Annotated in this window: 13 protein-coding genes and 1 pseudogene; 11 read left to right on the plus strand and 3 right to left on the minus strand. The window is 58.7% G+C overall.

Features of this window, described 5'->3' with window-relative positions; all coding sequences use genetic code 11:
- Nucleotides 1-20 precede the first annotated feature (20 nt).
- Nucleotides 21-823: pseudogene (locus tag OPU96_RS00515) on the minus strand (pyrroline-5-carboxylate reductase family protein).
- The gene (locus tag OPU96_RS00520; protein ID WP_267863955.1) at nucleotides 813-1,517 is read right to left on the minus strand and encodes a TetR/AcrR family transcriptional regulator; all 705 of its coding nucleotides are present in this window, start codon (nucleotides 1,515-1,517) and stop codon (nucleotides 813-815) included. The pseudogene OPU96_RS00515 and the gene OPU96_RS00520 overlap by 11 nt, the downstream one beginning before the upstream one ends.
- 453 nt (nucleotides 1,518-1,970) lie before the next feature.
- Between OPU96_RS00520 and choW the strand changes: the two genes are divergently transcribed.
- The 6 genes from choW to OPU96_RS00550 all read left to right on the plus strand — a co-directional run bounded on the left by choW (nucleotide 1,971) and on the right by OPU96_RS00550 (nucleotide 8,551).
- Nucleotides 1,971-2,819 carry a choline ABC transporter permease subunit gene (choW, locus tag OPU96_RS00525; RefSeq protein WP_267863954.1) on the plus strand — a complete coding sequence of 283 codons (849 nt, stop codon included), beginning with the start codon at nucleotides 1,971-1,973 and terminating at the stop codon, nucleotides 2,817-2,819.
- Nucleotides 2,816-4,039, plus strand: a complete 1,224-nt coding sequence (gene choV / locus OPU96_RS00530; RefSeq protein WP_498558475.1) for a choline ABC transporter ATP-binding protein — start codon at nucleotides 2,816-2,818, stop codon at nucleotides 4,037-4,039. Before choW ends, choV begins: the two co-directional genes overlap by 4 nt.
- A 29-nt stretch (nucleotides 4,040-4,068) precedes the next feature.
- Complete coding sequence (locus tag OPU96_RS00535) at nucleotides 4,069-5,007, plus strand: LysR substrate-binding domain-containing protein (protein WP_267863952.1); 939 nt, start codon at nucleotides 4,069-4,071, stop codon at nucleotides 5,005-5,007.
- Between the two features lie 138 nt (nucleotides 5,008-5,145).
- Nucleotides 5,146-6,402 (plus strand): aromatic ring-hydroxylating oxygenase subunit alpha, encoded by a 1,257-nt coding sequence (locus tag OPU96_RS00540; protein ID WP_267863951.1) that lies wholly within the window; start codon nucleotides 5,146-5,148, stop codon nucleotides 6,400-6,402.
- Nucleotides 6,403-6,411: 9 nt separating this feature from the next.
- Nucleotides 6,412-7,548 (plus strand): FAD-binding oxidoreductase, encoded by a 1,137-nt coding sequence (locus OPU96_RS00545; RefSeq protein WP_498558476.1) that lies wholly within the window; start codon nucleotides 6,412-6,414, stop codon nucleotides 7,546-7,548.
- 88 nt (nucleotides 7,549-7,636) lie between these two features.
- Nucleotides 7,637-8,551 carry a LysR substrate-binding domain-containing protein gene (locus tag OPU96_RS00550; RefSeq protein WP_267863949.1) on the plus strand — a complete coding sequence of 305 codons (915 nt, stop codon included), beginning with the start codon at nucleotides 7,637-7,639 and terminating at the stop codon, nucleotides 8,549-8,551.
- Between the two features lie 43 nt (nucleotides 8,552-8,594).
- On the opposite strand, the gene OPU96_RS00555 is transcribed toward OPU96_RS00550, so the two are convergent.
- Nucleotides 8,595-9,554, minus strand: coding sequence for an AraC family transcriptional regulator (locus OPU96_RS00555; protein WP_267863948.1), 960 nt, complete (start codon nucleotides 9,552-9,554; stop codon nucleotides 8,595-8,597).
- Nucleotides 9,555-9,808: 254 nt separating this feature from the next.
- Between OPU96_RS00555 and OPU96_RS00560 the strand changes: the two genes are divergently transcribed.
- The 5 genes from OPU96_RS00560 (at nucleotide 9,809) to OPU96_RS00580 (ending at nucleotide 14,862) form a co-directional block, all read left to right on the plus strand.
- Complete coding sequence (locus OPU96_RS00560) at nucleotides 9,809-10,342, plus strand: 2,4'-dihydroxyacetophenone dioxygenase family protein (protein ID WP_267863947.1); 534 nt, start codon at nucleotides 9,809-9,811, stop codon at nucleotides 10,340-10,342.
- A gap of 68 nt (nucleotides 10,343-10,410) precedes the next feature.
- A complete protein-coding gene (locus tag OPU96_RS00565; protein ID WP_498558477.1) occupies nucleotides 10,411-11,670 on the plus strand; it encodes an MFS transporter in 1,260 nt (419 codons plus the stop codon).
- Nucleotides 11,667-12,728, plus strand: a complete 1,062-nt coding sequence (locus OPU96_RS00570; RefSeq protein ID WP_267863945.1) for a 2,3-butanediol dehydrogenase — start codon at nucleotides 11,667-11,669, stop codon at nucleotides 12,726-12,728. Before OPU96_RS00565 ends, OPU96_RS00570 begins: the two co-directional genes overlap by 4 nt.
- Nucleotides 12,729-12,738: 10 nt before the next feature.
- Nucleotides 12,739-13,464: an SDR family NAD(P)-dependent oxidoreductase gene (locus tag OPU96_RS00575; RefSeq protein ID WP_267863944.1), complete on the plus strand. Its 726-nt coding sequence runs from the start codon at nucleotides 12,739-12,741 to the stop codon at nucleotides 13,462-13,464.
- A gap of 93 nt (nucleotides 13,465-13,557) precedes the next feature.
- Entirely contained in the window at nucleotides 13,558-14,862 is a 1,305-nt protein-coding gene (locus tag OPU96_RS00580; RefSeq protein ID WP_267863943.1) for a carbohydrate porin, read from the plus strand.
- Nucleotides 14,863-14,988: the final 126 nt, after the last annotated feature.

Raw genomic sequence — 14,988 nt, forward strand, 5'->3', positions numbered from 1 at the left:
CGACGCCTAACGAAGCCCCCTTAAAAGGGCTTCGTTTTATCAAGCTTGAAGCCCTTGCGAGCAACCGCAGCGCCTTCCTGCAACGCCCTTCCAATCTGTTCTTCGAAATGCCCCTCACTCATCGCCTGCAAGGCAGCGGCTGTTACACCACGGTAGACGGCCAACGCATCGATAATTTGCTGGGCGTCGCGGCTCGCCAGCAATTGGCTGCTGTTGACTACGACATTTTTCGCCGCAAGCTGCGCGATGTCGCAAGGGATGCCGGCGAGCATCGCTTGATTGGCCTGCGCCGTCATCAACAAGCCGGAAAGGCCGGACCGGTGCCCGAGAGCGCCGAGAGATAATCAATGAAGTCCTCTTCCAGAACCTCAGCTGCCGTGCCCACGCATTCGAACGCGCGTTGCATGAGGTTTCTCGTTTTCGCCTCTACCTCTCCAGCACAATACCAAGGCGTGAAGGACTGCCCGATTTCCACCACCGCGCTGGGCATCGCACGCACGACCATCGCAGCCGAGGTCTGCTCGATGATCGCCTGTGCCTTGATCCCGGCCATCAGGGAAACAACAGTCTTGCCAGCCGCATTGATATTCAGGCTGGTGAAATGCTCGGGGCGAACCGCAATGATGATTACATCGCTGCGATCGACGAGATCCTGATTGTTCGTGACCAGGCAAGGGCCTTGTCGTGTCGACGGGTGGCTGCCCGAGCGATTGGAAATGATCAGGTTGCCCGCGGGCACCAATCCCTTCGTCAGGACTGCCTTGGCAATCGCGCCGCCCAACCAGCCAGTGCCGCCAATGATCCCCACGGCCTCATTGATCATCGCCGTTACATTCGAACGTCTCGGTCAAAGGAACAAAAATCCCAGGCTCTTTTTCGGCATAACCGAACTGCCCGTAGAAACGATCCAGCTCACGCGGCTTGGGGATTTTACCGGTGAAGATGCTTACGTAATGTGGGATGCGCTGAAAGCGTATGGTGATCAACTCAGTGGCGTTCATGGTAATGTAACCGATCTGCGTCAGATAGATCGTTCGAGCCCTCGCGTCAGCCCCCTGGGTGTCGTAGCCAAAGCGCTTGAACATACTCGCCAGGGCATTCATCCGTTGCTCGTCCACCACAGCCACCTCTTGGGCCACTTCAGCGGACTGAAGCGCCCAGCTGCGCACCGCGAACTCGAACTGCGAGTCGAACAATTGCGGGTTGAGCCAGCACTCGAACACATTTAGAATCGCCTCGGAAATGCTTTCGGCATAGCTTTCACTTTGCCGTATCAGCGCCCCCGTGTTGGTCTCTCGCCAACGCGAAAGCAACGCATCCAGCAGCTGCTCGCGGTCTTTGAAAAACCAGTAGAAGCTGGTGCGTGACAAGCCCAGGCGCTTGGCCAGCGGCAAGACCCGAACCGCATCGATTCCCGACTCCTTGAGGGCCTCGTAGGCCGCTTCCAGCCACCCCTCCGGTGAGCCCCGCCAACCTGCATCCTGAGCCTTTCCATGCGCCTTTCTTACCCGGGGCATCCTGCTTACCTTTTCAATAATGCGTGACGCAAATGTACGATGATGGCGTCTAAATGTACACCAAAGTACATTTAATTGACTTTTTCAGCTACTGAAAGGCGAATCATTGATGATAAAAAATCATGACGTACTGACATAAAATGATTTGTCAGCGAAAGGCACCTGGACGACTATCTCTAACAGGCAACGGACTCCAAACCAAAACAACAACGAGCCGCCATTATGAATCTTGCAGTGCACACCTCTGTAAATCCCTTCACATTCGGCCAAAGAATACCGGAACGACTGGCCTTGTCACATGTTTCTGCTGTTACTCATCCCCTGCCCAAACATCGATAACTGCTCGCGCGACGCCTCGCGCAGTCGCTTTGTCTTGCCTGCAAACCTGGCACGCGAAATTGCGTCCGGACGATCGCTGGCTTTCGATTTCTTTCCATCAGCCGGATCAGTGATATGTGGATTACCCAAGAAAAACTTCCCCTGGGCGAAATGATTGCCCGGTATGTCGATTGGTTGACGCAGCATGGCGCAGACGTATTTGACGCGATATCGCTGGCGCTGTCCGGGACCATCACTGCGCTGACTCACGTCCTTTTTTGGTTCAACCCCCTGGCTTTGATCGCGATATTTGCGTTCCTCGCTTATTACATCCAACGCAGGGTCAGCCTGACACTTTTCGTCACCTTCTCATTCTTGCTGATATTGAACCTTGGCTATTGGCAGGAAACCATGGAGACCCTGGCGCAAGTGACGTTCGCCACACTCATGTGCGTGATCGCCGGCGTACCGTTGGGCATTGTGGCCGCGCACAAGCCGATGTTCTACACCCTGATGCGTCCGGTACTTGATCTGATGCAGACCGTACCGACCTTCGTCTACCTGATCCCTACCCTGACCCTTTTCGGTTTGGGTGTGGTCCCAGGCCTGATCTCCACGGTGGTGTTCGCGATTGCTGCGCCCATCCGCCTGACCTACCTTGGCATTCGCGACGTTCCGGACGAACTGATGGACGCTGGCAAGGCCTTCGGCTGCTCCCGTCGCCAGCTGCTGGCGCGCATTGAACTGCCCCATGCGATGCCGAGCATCGCGGCCGGCATCACCCAATGCATCATGCTGTCGTTGTCGATGGTGGTGATCGCCGCACTGGTGGGTGCCGATGGCTTGGGTAAACCCGTGGTCAACGCGCTGAACACCGCCGATATCGCCATGGGTTTTGAAGCCGGCCTGGCGATCGTGCTGCTGGCGATCATCCTCGACCGAATCTGCAAACAACGCGAAGCCGTAAAAAGAGGTGACGTATGAGCATCATCCGTTTTGAAGACGTCGACGTCATCTTCTCTGCCCGTTCGAAGCCCGCCCTGGATCTGCTCGACCAAGGCATTTCGCGGACGGAGATTCTTCAGAAAACCGGTTTGATCGTCGGCGTGGAGAAAGCCAACCTGGAGGTCAACAAAGGTGAGATCTGCGTGCTCATGGGCCTGTCCGGCTCCGGTAAATCCAGCTTGTTGCGTTGCATCAACAGGCTGAACACCGTCAGCCGCGGCAAGCTGTTCGTCGAACACGAAGGCCGACAGATCGACATCGCCTCCTGCCCCCTCGCCGAACTGAAGATGATGCGCACCCAGCGCATCGCCATGGTGTTCCAGAAGTTCGCCCTGATGCCGTGGCTGACGGTGCGCGAGAACATCAGCTTCGGCCTGGAAATGCAGGGCCGGTCGGAAAAGGAATGCCGCACGCTGGTGGATGGAAAGTTGGAGCTGGTGGGCCTGACCCAATGGCGCAACAAGAAGCCCGACGAACTGTCCGGCGGTATGCAGCAGCGCGTCGGCCTGGCTCGTGCCCTGGCGATGGACGCCGACATCCTGCTGATGGATGAACCCTTCTCTGCCCTCGACCCGCTGATCCGCCAAGGCCTGCAGGATGAGTTGCTCGATCTGCAACGCAAGCTGAACAAGACCATCGTCTTCGTCAGCCATGACCTGGACGAAGCCCTGAAGCTGGGCACGCGCATTGCCATCATGAAAGACGGCAAGATCATCCAGTACAGTAAGCCCGAAGAGATCGTACTCAACCCGGCCGACGACTACGTGCGCAACTTTGTCGCCCACACCAACCCGTTGAATGTGCTGTGCGCGAAAAGCTTGATGACCCCGCTGGATCAGTGCGTTTTTGTCCGCGACGAATATTGCCTGGATACGGCTCAAAACTTTTGGATGGCGGTGAATCCGCAGCGTCATTTGGCCAGCCTTCGAAAAGGCGCCGCCGCCGCACACGTCCAATCATGGAATCCGACCGAGCGAATCGAAACCTTGGCGCGACAACCCACTTGCGTGCCGCCGATTACCACCATGCGCGACGCCCTGCAGATTCGCTATGAAACGGGCCATCCACTGATCGTGCAGGACGAGGCCGGTACTGTCCTGGGCATCCTGGGCGACGGCGAACTGTATCGGGCACTGCTGGGGCACAACCTGTCGCACCCGGTGCTTGCTGAGCCCGCAAGAGTATCTTCGGTGGCTTGAGTCAACAGGCACGGCGTTGGAACACACCTATGCAACCCAGCGATATCGATAAGAAGGTCAAGGGTTATCGGCGGTTGATACCGTCGATGACGGCGTTGCTGGAATTCGAAGCCGTGGCGCGTTTGGCCAGTTTCACCCTGGCCGCCCAAGAGCTAGGCGTGACGCAAGCGGCCGTCAGCAAACAAATCCGGTTGCTGGAAGATACTCTGGAGACCAAGCTGTTCCATCGGCTTCATCGGTCAATCAAGCTGACTCACGAAGGCTACGTCCTGCATCTGGTCGTCGCGGAGTCCATTCATCGCATGGCCAGTGTTTTCGATAAAATTGCCGAGGGCATTGGAGAGCAGGAGGTCACCATCGCCTGCACGGAAGCGTTTTCTCACTTGAGAATACTCCCCCGATTGATTGCACTGCGCACCCTGCAACCAAAGCTGAAGTTGCGCTTGCTGACGCAACAGGTCTCGCCCAGTTCGTACCGGGACGACGTCGACCTGGCTGTCCGTTTCGGCAACGGGAAATGGGAGGATGGAAGTTCGGTTTTCCTGTTCGATGAAGAAGTGTTCCCTGTTTGCTCGCCGGTCTGGCTTGCCGCCAACGCTGCCCCTTCATCCGTTGTAGATTTTTTGGACACGGCTCTGATTGACTCGGATTCCACCCTGGAAGGCTGGATGACCTGGAACCGTTGGTGCCGGGAACTCGGCGATATGCGCCCCAAGCTCAACTATTCGTTTCGCTGCAGTTCCTATAACGATGCGATTGAGGCGGCTATTCAAGGCCACGGCATTGCACTGGGATGGAGTCGACTGATCGCGCACCGACTCACCAGTGGTGAACTGGTCAGAATTACACCGTACGTGGTCAAGCCAAAAGACGCTTATTACCTGGTTATCCCGAGTGGTCGGAAACTTGAGCCTATTACCCAGGCATTGATCGATTGGCTGCGCGATGACAGTTACCTAAACTACTGATAAAAAGACTTTAAAGCCGATTTCTACGCATAGCGAAAAGTTATGCAAGCGTGAAATTAAAGCGCGTTGACGACCTTATCCTACCTTTCCAAACTGTACTCGCCGCCTGATCAACTTTGCGTTTGAGCGAGACCCATAATGACAATTAATACCGTGAAAACCCATCGTGAACTTCTGACCGACCGCACGCCCGGCCATGGCATGCCTGGCGGATTGTTCGGTCGCCAGGATGTTTTTGAAACCGACGTCGATATCTTCTTCACCAAACATTGGATTTTGGTGGGGGTCACCAGCGACGTCCCCGAACCGGGTGATGTCTCGACCATCGACATTGGCAAATCCTCCATCCTCCTGGTGCGCGATGACGACGAACATGTGCAGGCGTTTCGCAACGTCTGCCGGCACCGCGGGGCTCGCTTGAAACCGGCCGGCAAGTCGACGGTGGGCATGCTGGTCTGCCCCTATCATCAGTGGACCTACGACCTGGATGGCAGCCTGAAACATGCGGCACACATGGGCCAGGATTTCGACCCAACATGCAAAAGCTTGATCCCTGTGAACACTCGGGTGGTCGGCACCCACGTCTTCGTCTGCCTGGGCGACGAGCCGCCGGAAGACATCCTGTACCTTGACCAGGTCATGACACCGCGCTTCGCCCAATACGACATTGCTCACTCCAAGATCGCCTACGAATCGGAAATCATCGAGAACGGCAATTGGAAACTGGTGATCGAGAATAACCGTGAGTGTTATCACTGCGCCGCCACTCACCCGGAGCTGACCGCTTCCTTCCTGCCCGAAGATTTCGGTTTCTGCACCGACGGACTGGGCGAGGATTCACTTCAGGCACTGGCGGAGTATCACCGCCGCAATGCCGATACCAAGGACAACTGGGAACGCGAAGGTTATATCTGCGACGCCGTCGAACACCTGGGTGAAGACGCTGTGACCCAATTCCGCTCACAGCGACTGGCCATTGCCGGCAACGGCGAATCCCAGACCCTGGACACCCGCGTGGCGTGCACCCGGCTGTTTGGCGACCTCACGCGCCGCGATTTGGGCGACGTGCATCTTTGGACACACAACTCGTGGACCCACATCATGAGCGACCACGCCGTGGTCTCCTACATCATCCCATTGGCGCCCGATAAGACCCTGGTGCGCAGCAAATGGCTGGTCCATGCTGATGCCGTCGAAGGCGTCGATTACCAGGTGGATAAGCTGACCGAAGTCTGGGTCGCGACCAACCTGCAGGACGCCAGCCTCGTCGGCATCACCCACAGCGGCACCCAGGATCCTGCCTACACGCCCGGGCCGTTCTCGGCCTTTACCGAAACCTATGTCGACCAGTTCTTGCGTTGGTACGCGGCGCGTCTGTCCGCCCATGGCGTGTGAGGAATGGACATGACGACTTACGAAAACCCCACGCGCCCTGGAAGCGCCAGCGCGGCCCAGCGTTTTGCCGACCCGACCACCTGGGGTACGTTCGGCGCGCAGTGGCACAGCGGCGAACAGAAAACCCTGCAATGCTGCGCTGTACGCCAGGAACCCCATGACGTAAAGACCTTTGTCTTTCGGTGTGCGGACTTCAGCGCGCTGAGTTTCGAGCCGGGTCAGTTCATCACGATCTCACCCGTCATTAGCGGGCAGACCGTCGCTCGCTGCTACACCCTGTCGTCCTCCCCAACCCGGCCGTTTGCGTTTTCCATTACCGTCAAGCGCGTGCCGGGGGGCGCGGTGTCGAACTGGCTACATGACAACCTCAAGCCCGGAGACAGCCTGAAGGCGTCCGGGCCGGCGGGCAGCTTTACACCGGTTGGCCATCCGGCGACCAAGTTGTTGTACCTGTCCGCCGGTTCCGGCGTAACGCCCCTGATGTCGATGACCCGGGCCGCCTGCGACATGGCCGGCAACCTCGACATCGTGTTTGTGCACAGCGCCCGCACGCCCACCGATATCATCTTCCACGGGGAGTTGACGCGCATGCAAGCCGCCATGCCGGGGTTGCGGGTCATCAGTGTTTGCGAAGGTCTCGGCGACACCGCTCAATGGCAGCAGCCGATAGGCCGGCTCGACTTGTCGTTGCTGAGCCAGCAGGTGCCGGACTACAAGGAACGGGAAATCTTTACCTGCGGCCCCCAAGGTTACATGGAAGCGGTTAAGTCGCTGCTCAGGGAAGCCGCGTTCGATTTCGCCCACTACCACCAAGAAAGCTTCGACATTGCTGCGCTGAATGAAGAACCGTTGATCGAACAAGCCGCTCCGCTCGACCAGCAGGACGTCTTCACCGTGACGCTGTCGCGGTCAGGCAAGACGTTCAGCATGTCGAGCAATCAGACCGTGCTGTCTGCCGCCAAGAAAGCCGGCGCGATCGTGCCCTCATCCTGCAGCCAGGGCGTTTGTGGCACCTGCAAGACCAGCCTGCTACAGGGTACGGTGGAGATGAATCACAACGGCGGTATCAGACAACGGGAAATCGACAAAGGCCTGCGCTTACTGTGCTGCAGCAAGCCCACTTCTGACCTGGTCCTTGACCTTTAGCCTTACCTCGCTAATAAGATAGTCACTGCACACTGGCTTCTGCACAATATCTGTGCGCTTAACCCTTATAAGACAGTGACCCAGCCTGATGAAACTGCAACCCTTGCCGCCCCTCAACAGCCTAGTGGCGTTCGAGGCCGCCGCCCGCCACTTGAGTTTCACCATGGCGGCACGCGAACTGAACGTCACCCAAGGCGCAATCAGCCGCCAGGTCCGCTTGCTCGAAGACTATCTGGGTACGGCGCTGTTCACCCGCACGACTCGCGAAATAAAACTCACCGGCTCGGGCAGCCAGTATTGCGAGAGCATCCGCGATACGCTGCAGCAAATCGCCCAGGCCACCGCAGGAATGCGCCAATGGCAAGGCGCGCAGCAAGTCACCGTCGTCACCAGTACGGCGATGGCGTCGTTGTGGCTGCTGCCGCTTGTGTCGGAGTTCCAACGCCAGAATGAGGAGATTGACCTGCGCATCATCGCGACAGATCAAGTCAGTGATTTTTCCCGGCTGGACTGTGACCTGGCGCTTTATTACTGCAGCACGCCACCGAAAAACATGAAAGTCACGCCGTTGTTCAACGAAGAGATTTTCCCGGTATGCAGCCCTGCCTATCTGACACAGCACCCTGGGATTGAAACGCTGGAGCAATTGGGTGGATGCACCTGGTTATGGCTGGAAGACCAGCACCGGGACTGGATTGGCGGGAAAGAATGGTTCCAGCGCCTGGGTTACCCCGCACCAGAACCTCGCCGGCGCATCAATATCAACAGCTACGCCATGCTGATTCAGTCGGCGCTGGCTGGCCAGGGAATCGCCCTGGCCTGGTCAGGCCTGCTCAGCAATCACTTGCAAACCGGCAACCTCGTGCGGCCGACGCAAACCATCCTGCGCACCGACGCACAGTTCTGCCTGCTGGAACCCCAAGGCCGGGCCCCGAATAGGCAAAGCGTCAACCGCTTCCGCCAGTGGCTGATGGCGCATCTGACGGAGACGGTCGACGTCTGAGCGATTGTTTGGGCCAAGGATGGCCTCTATACCCGGGCAGTGGTCAACGGGCACGAACGTCACTGGGCGTCATCCCATAGCGGGCCTTGAAGGCGCGGGCGAAATGCGCCTGACTGGAAAATCCGTGGCGATACGCTATTTCTGCGATATCCAGGCGCCGCCCCAGAGGCGAAGCGAGCAAGTGATGAGCGCGCTCTAAACGCTTTTCCAGCAGGTAGCGGCTGGGAGTCCCGCCTTCCTGAGCGAAGAGTCGCGTCAAGTGGCGACTGGAAATGCCAGCAACCGTGGCCACTTGTTCACAGCTCAACGTCGGGTCGTCAAGACGGTCCTGAATGTACTGTTTGGCAGCCAACAGATAGGACGCGCTCAATGCACTGGCACGATGCTCACCTGTGTGGTCGCTGATAATGCTTGCCAGCAGATCGTAGATCTCTTCCTGGAAACGCTCGGCGCCGTCGTCCCACGGAGCATCGAAGAAATCCTCGGTGCGCTCACCGAGCGCGCGAACCAGCAGGCGCTGTACCGACGTTTCGGCGCCTAACTTAAGCGGTCCCTTGAAGTTGCGCAGGCAGCGCTCGGCAAAGTCGTCATGAGGGATATCAAAGATGAACTGGCGCATTGGCCCGGAGAATCCGAACAGGTACGGATTGTCAGTTCGGTAGATCACCAGTTCACCTGGCTGTAGCAAGTGGCAGCCGTTGTCCTGATAGAAAAACGACTGGTTACCCAGGACCAGCGAAACGAAGATCGACTCTTTGGGAACCGCGCGGACCATAGAGCGATCGCGTTCGATCACGTGTTCATTGCCGCCGATCCGGGCCATCCGCAGGCGGTCGAGACAGAGATTGTCCTGTGTCGCCGCGAAGCCAAGCGGAGAGTGCGATGAACATTTGAGTCCAACCAGCATCGAGGCGTTGTAGTCCTCCCAGAACGCCAGGCGTTGTTCCACCGGAATATTCCGAGTACTGGCCCGCCGGGTTTCAAGCAAGGTATGTTCGGACATTTTTATTTTTCTCGTCGAACGTTGCGTGGGGGTCCCGGAGTCAGGCAACCGAACCGGGCGCCCTGTTATTAATATCTTAATAATCGCTGCCGTCAATCGGCCTTCTGTCGTGATTGCCCCGCCAGGGGGCGAAGAGCTCCAACAGTCGCCAGACGGTGTCCGAACAGCACAAATATCTTGGCGGCCAAGGTCAAACCCGCCCTCCCCACGCTGTTTATAGTCGGCTTCACCGACAACAACGACAGAAGCCAATCATGCCCGAAGCCGCTAACCGTGAATTCTGGAAAGACTTACAACCCATCCCTAACTGCTTCAAGCCGGACGCCAAGCCGGAAGTCTATCTGCCCAATGCACCGACGGAAGACGAGAGCCTCTACGTGCCCTTCACCGAGACCGTGAAATCACGGCCCCTATGGATCGCACCCAGTGAGAATCGCTGGTGCGACATCTTGATGGCGACGAGCGCCGGCCTGGTTAACCGCCATTACCACCCCCACGAGGTTTTCGCCTACACCATCAGCGGCAAATGGGGCTATTTGGAACACGACTGGACTGCCACCGCGGGCGACTTCGTGTATGAGACGCCCGGCGAAGGCCACACCCTGGTTGCTTATGAACACGAAGAGCCAATGCGCGCGTTCTTCATCGTCAAGGGGCCACTGATCTGGCTCGACGAAAAGGGCAATCCGGATGGGTTCTTCGATGTCCACGACTACATCGCAATGTGCCGCGCGCACTACGAGAAGATCGGCGTCGGCGCCGCTTATATCGATTCCTTGTTCCGCTGATCCCAAGTGCGCACGTCTAGCGATTGCGCCCTTCCCCGCTGGCCGGCGAGCCCGGCCTGGAGCCCAACATGGCACATAACAAAAAAAACGCCAGTTACGAAAACGTCCTCCTCGGTGTGCTATTTCTAACCTTTGGCTTCGTCTTCTTCGATCGCCTTGCGCTGTCGTTCCTGTTTCCCTTTTTGCAGAAAGAGCTGCAATTGAGCAATAGCCACCTGGGAATGCTCTCCTCGGTGCTCGCACTGGCTTGGGCGATGTCTGGTGCGCTGGTGGGCGCCTGGTCCGACCGCCGAGGCAAGCGCAAGTCGCTGCTCGTGGCTGCAGTGATCTTGTTCTCGTTATGCTCGGCGTTGTCCGGGTTGGTGGGCGGCTTCCTCAGCCTGCTGTTGTTCCGCGGCATCATGGGGCTCGCTGAAGGCCCCATTCTGCCGCTTTCTCAGTCGTTGATGGTGGAAGCCTCCTCGCCGCACCGACGCGGTCTGAACATGGGCTTGCTGCAGGGCTCTGCGGCAGGGCTTCTAGGCGCAGTCATCGGCCCACCAGTACTTGTGGCCCTGGCGGAATCCTTCGGTTGGCGCCATGCGTTCATCGTTTCGCTGCTGCCAGGCCTGTTCATCGCCTGGCTCATCTGGCGTTATGTGCGCCCCGATCAGCCCCTCGAAAGAGGGCCGAAAGCCAGCGTCAAAGCCCCCAAAGCCAATCCCATGGCGCTGCTCAGGAGCCACAATATCCTGCTCTGCACCCTGATCAGCTGTGTGTTCGTCACCTGGTTCATCGTACTGATCTCTTTCACCCCGATCTTCCTGGTCAATACCCGTGGTTTCAGCCCCGCAACCATGGGCAACCTGATGAGTTGCCTGGGCGCCGCCTGGGTGATCTGGGGCTTCGCCGTTCCAGCGATCTCGGATCGCATCGGTCGTCGACCAACCCTGGTGATCTTTTCCCTGCTGGCCGCCTGCTGCCCTCTGGCCCTGCTCTATGCACCGAACGCCACCAGCCTCGGCCTTCTGCTGCTGCTGACCTACACCGGGTTAGGCTGTTTCACCCTATTTATGGCAACCATTCCGGCCGAAACCGTACCCCGCGCCGCCGTCGCGACTGCCCTGGGCATGATCATGGGCCTTGGTGAGTTGGTCGGTGGCTTCGTCGCACCCACCATCGCCGGATTCGCGGCAGACCGCTTTGGGATGTCCATCGTCATGTGGATGTCCTGTGGCGGCGCCTTGCTTGCTGCCTTTCTCTCGCTGTTCCTCCAGGAAACCGCTCCTGCCGTGTTGGCTCGTCGCAGTGGCCTGGATACCCATGTTCTACAAGGAAACCAACCATGAAAGCATTGCGTTGGCATGCCGCCCGCGACCTGCGTCTGAGCAACGTTGAGCTCCAAGCGCCAGGAGTAGGTCAAGTCGAATTGCAGGTCGCCTACTGCGGAATTTGCGGCAGTGACCTGCATGAATATCAGGATGGTCCGCACTCGATTCCCCAAACCGAGCCCCACCCCCTTTCGGGATGCCGCGCCCCCCTGACACTCGGCCACGAGTTCTGCGGTGTCATCAGCGCTATCGGCGCCGGCGTCACGAGTCTGGAGATCGGCGACCGAGTTGCAGTGGAGCCTGAGTACCGCTGTGGCGAGTGCCGTTACTGTCGGGAGGGCAGCTATAACCTGTGCGAATCGATGGGGTTCATCGGTCTGATGGGCGACGGTGGTTTCGCCGAACGGGCGCTGGTACCCGCCTATATGCTGCACCGCCTTCCTGACGGCGTCAGCTTACGCCAAGCCGCAGTGCTCGAACCGGCTGCCGTCGCTTTGCACGCCCTGCGCCGTAGCAGCCTGACTCCCGGGGATCGCTGTGTCGTGTTTGGACTCGGCCCGATCGGTTTGTTGCTGATCATGCTGGCTCGTCTGCGTGGCGTGGTGGACATCACAGCGGTCGATATAAGCCCGGAACGATTGGCCCTGGCCGGCGAATTCGGTGCCAGCCGAGCCATCGACGCACGCGAAGGTGATTTGGCTGCAGCGCAACTGCAAGAAGGTGCCGCTCCAGACTGCGTCTTCGAGGCCGCGGGTAGCCAAACCAGCCTCAATGCTGCCCTGACTTGCCTGCGTAAAGGAGGAAAATTGGTCCTGGTAGGCCTGATGGGCGAGATCCGACTGGACGCCTTCGACCTGGTCAACCGAGAGCTGAGCTTGATCGGTAGCGTCGGTTACCGCGACGTCTACCCCGAGCTCATTGCCCTGCTCGCCGACGGCAGCCTCGACCTGGCTCGTGCGGTGACCCGTAGCGTATCCCTTGAGCACGCGGTGGAACACGGCTTCGAAGCACTGCTCAGCGACAAATCGCAGATCAAAATATTGGTCAACCCCAATCCAGCCTTGGCCAACGCCTAAAGGAGCACTCATGGTTTTTCAGGACAATTTGTTTGCCGGTCAGCAGGTGCTGGTCACCGGAGGAACCTCCGGCATCGGCGCCGCCATTGCCATTCATTTCGCCGAGCTCGGTGCGCAAGTCCTGGCCCTTGGCCTGGCCGCGAATGGCGAAAACGCCCCACACCATCCCCGTATCAAATGCCAGGAACTTGACCTCACCGACCCTCAACGACTGGAGCACCAGTTCGCTGCCCTGCCGCGCCTGGACGTCCTGGTGAATAACGCCGGCATTAGCCGCGACCGCATTGAATACGACTTGGCCACCTTCGAGCGGGTGCTGCGCCTCAACCTGACCTCGACCATGCACGCCAGCGAATTGGCCCGACCACTTCTTGCGAAACAGGGCGGCAGCATCCTCAACATCGCGTCGCTGTTCAGTAGCTTCGGTTCTGCCGACCGGCCGGCCTACAGCGCAAGCAAAGGCGCCATCGTGCAACTGACCAAGTCGTTGGCCTGCGAGTACGCCCCCCAAGGCATCCGGGTCAACGCAATCGCCCCCGGCTGGATCGACACACCGCTGGGGGCTGGACTCAAAAGCGATGAAGACGCCACTGCCCAAATCATGCGGCGTACACCGCTGAAGCGCTGGGGTGAGCCCATCGAGGTGGCGAGTGCCGCGGTGTTCCTCTGTGGGCATGGCGCCAGTTTTATCACCGGCGCCGTTCTGGCGGTGGATGGCGGTTATCTCTGCGTCTGACGCTGCATCGAAACAGACCGGCCACAACGCCGGAATGCCTAAGCGGGAATAGGCGAACGTCACACAATAAAACAACAAGACGAGTACCTGACCATGAACATCCTTCGCACTCTGCCGGCGTTTTTTTGCGCCGGCCTCCTGAGCCTGTCGGCAAACTCAGCCGAGCGCTCCAGCAGCGGCCCGCTGGCCGGGCTTGGTGAACAGCTCCGGCTCAATGGCGTGAAGCCTCATGCAATTTTCTCCAATTTGTCGATGATGAACCTGGACACCGGCCCGCGCGAACACCGCTTCGGCAACAGCGGCGACTTATTCCTAGGCGCCGATGTTGATCTCGCCAAACTCGTTGGACTCGACGGCGCCTCGCTGCATGTTGAGGAAAGTGTATTCATATTCGACCGTGGCACCGGCCAACCGACCGGACCGACATGGCAAGGTGCGGTGGGCAGTTACTTCGGTGGCGCACCGCTGCATAACGACATTGGCGCCAATCAGTTGAGCCTGCTCACCTGGGAACAAAAATGGTTGGACGGGCGCCTCGATACCCATATCGGGCGGACCAACGCTCGGCGTTACTTCCTGATCTATAACTGCGAAACCGTAGTCACCTGCAACGACCCGGTCATCGACGCCTCCACAGGTATCTTGCCGCCGCCATACGGCACCTGGGGTGGCTACCTTAAATACCAGATGCTGCCAGACATCTACCTGCACGCGGGCGCCTTCGAGTCGAACCCAGTGGACTACCTCAAGAAGCGCCACGGCCTCGACTTCAGCACCGATGACGCCAGCGGCACTACGCTGCTGCTTGGGATCGGCCCTAAACAAGACGAAAGCATCGACCCCTACCGCTCGCATTATGAACTCGACGCCTACCTGAACACCGCCAACCAGATCGACCCGCTTACCGGCGAAAGCGACCATGGAAGTGCCGGTGGTTTCTTCAAGTTCCAGCAGCTGTTTTGGCGCGCAGATGCCGGGCAACTGACATCGCCACAGGCACTGGGGGCGTTTGGCTCGCTCTCGGTGTCGGCCGACGACAGACAGCCGTTTCGTCACTTCGCCGAGGTGGGCCTGACTTACTATGGCCCCTTCGACAGGCCTCAGGACAAACTCAATCTCAAGGCCAGCTACCTGCGCCTGAACAACCATCAGTTGGAGTTCCAGCGCGAAAGCCGGACGGCGGCGGGCGGCGATACGCGTCTAGGTCAGCGTGACGTATACGCACTGGAAACCAATGCCCATGTCGCTCTTACCCCAAACATCGCTCTGGAACCTTCGGTGCAGTACATCTTCAACCCGGACAATTTCTACAACCCCGGTGCCCGCGAGCTAAGCGGCGATGGTTTTGTAGTGGGCGTGCAACTGATGGTGGACATGGGCACGTTGCTTGGCCTCTAGAACGCCCGACGGGTATTGGTATGCCTGTCATGAGGGCTGGGGCACGCCGCGGACGGCGCTGTTTGTACCTTCAACCGGCTATCGCGTCCAAGCGCGGTGACTAAGAACACCCAATAAAGGTGCCTG

Source organism: Pseudomonas sp. RP-B7 (assembly GCF_059803535.1).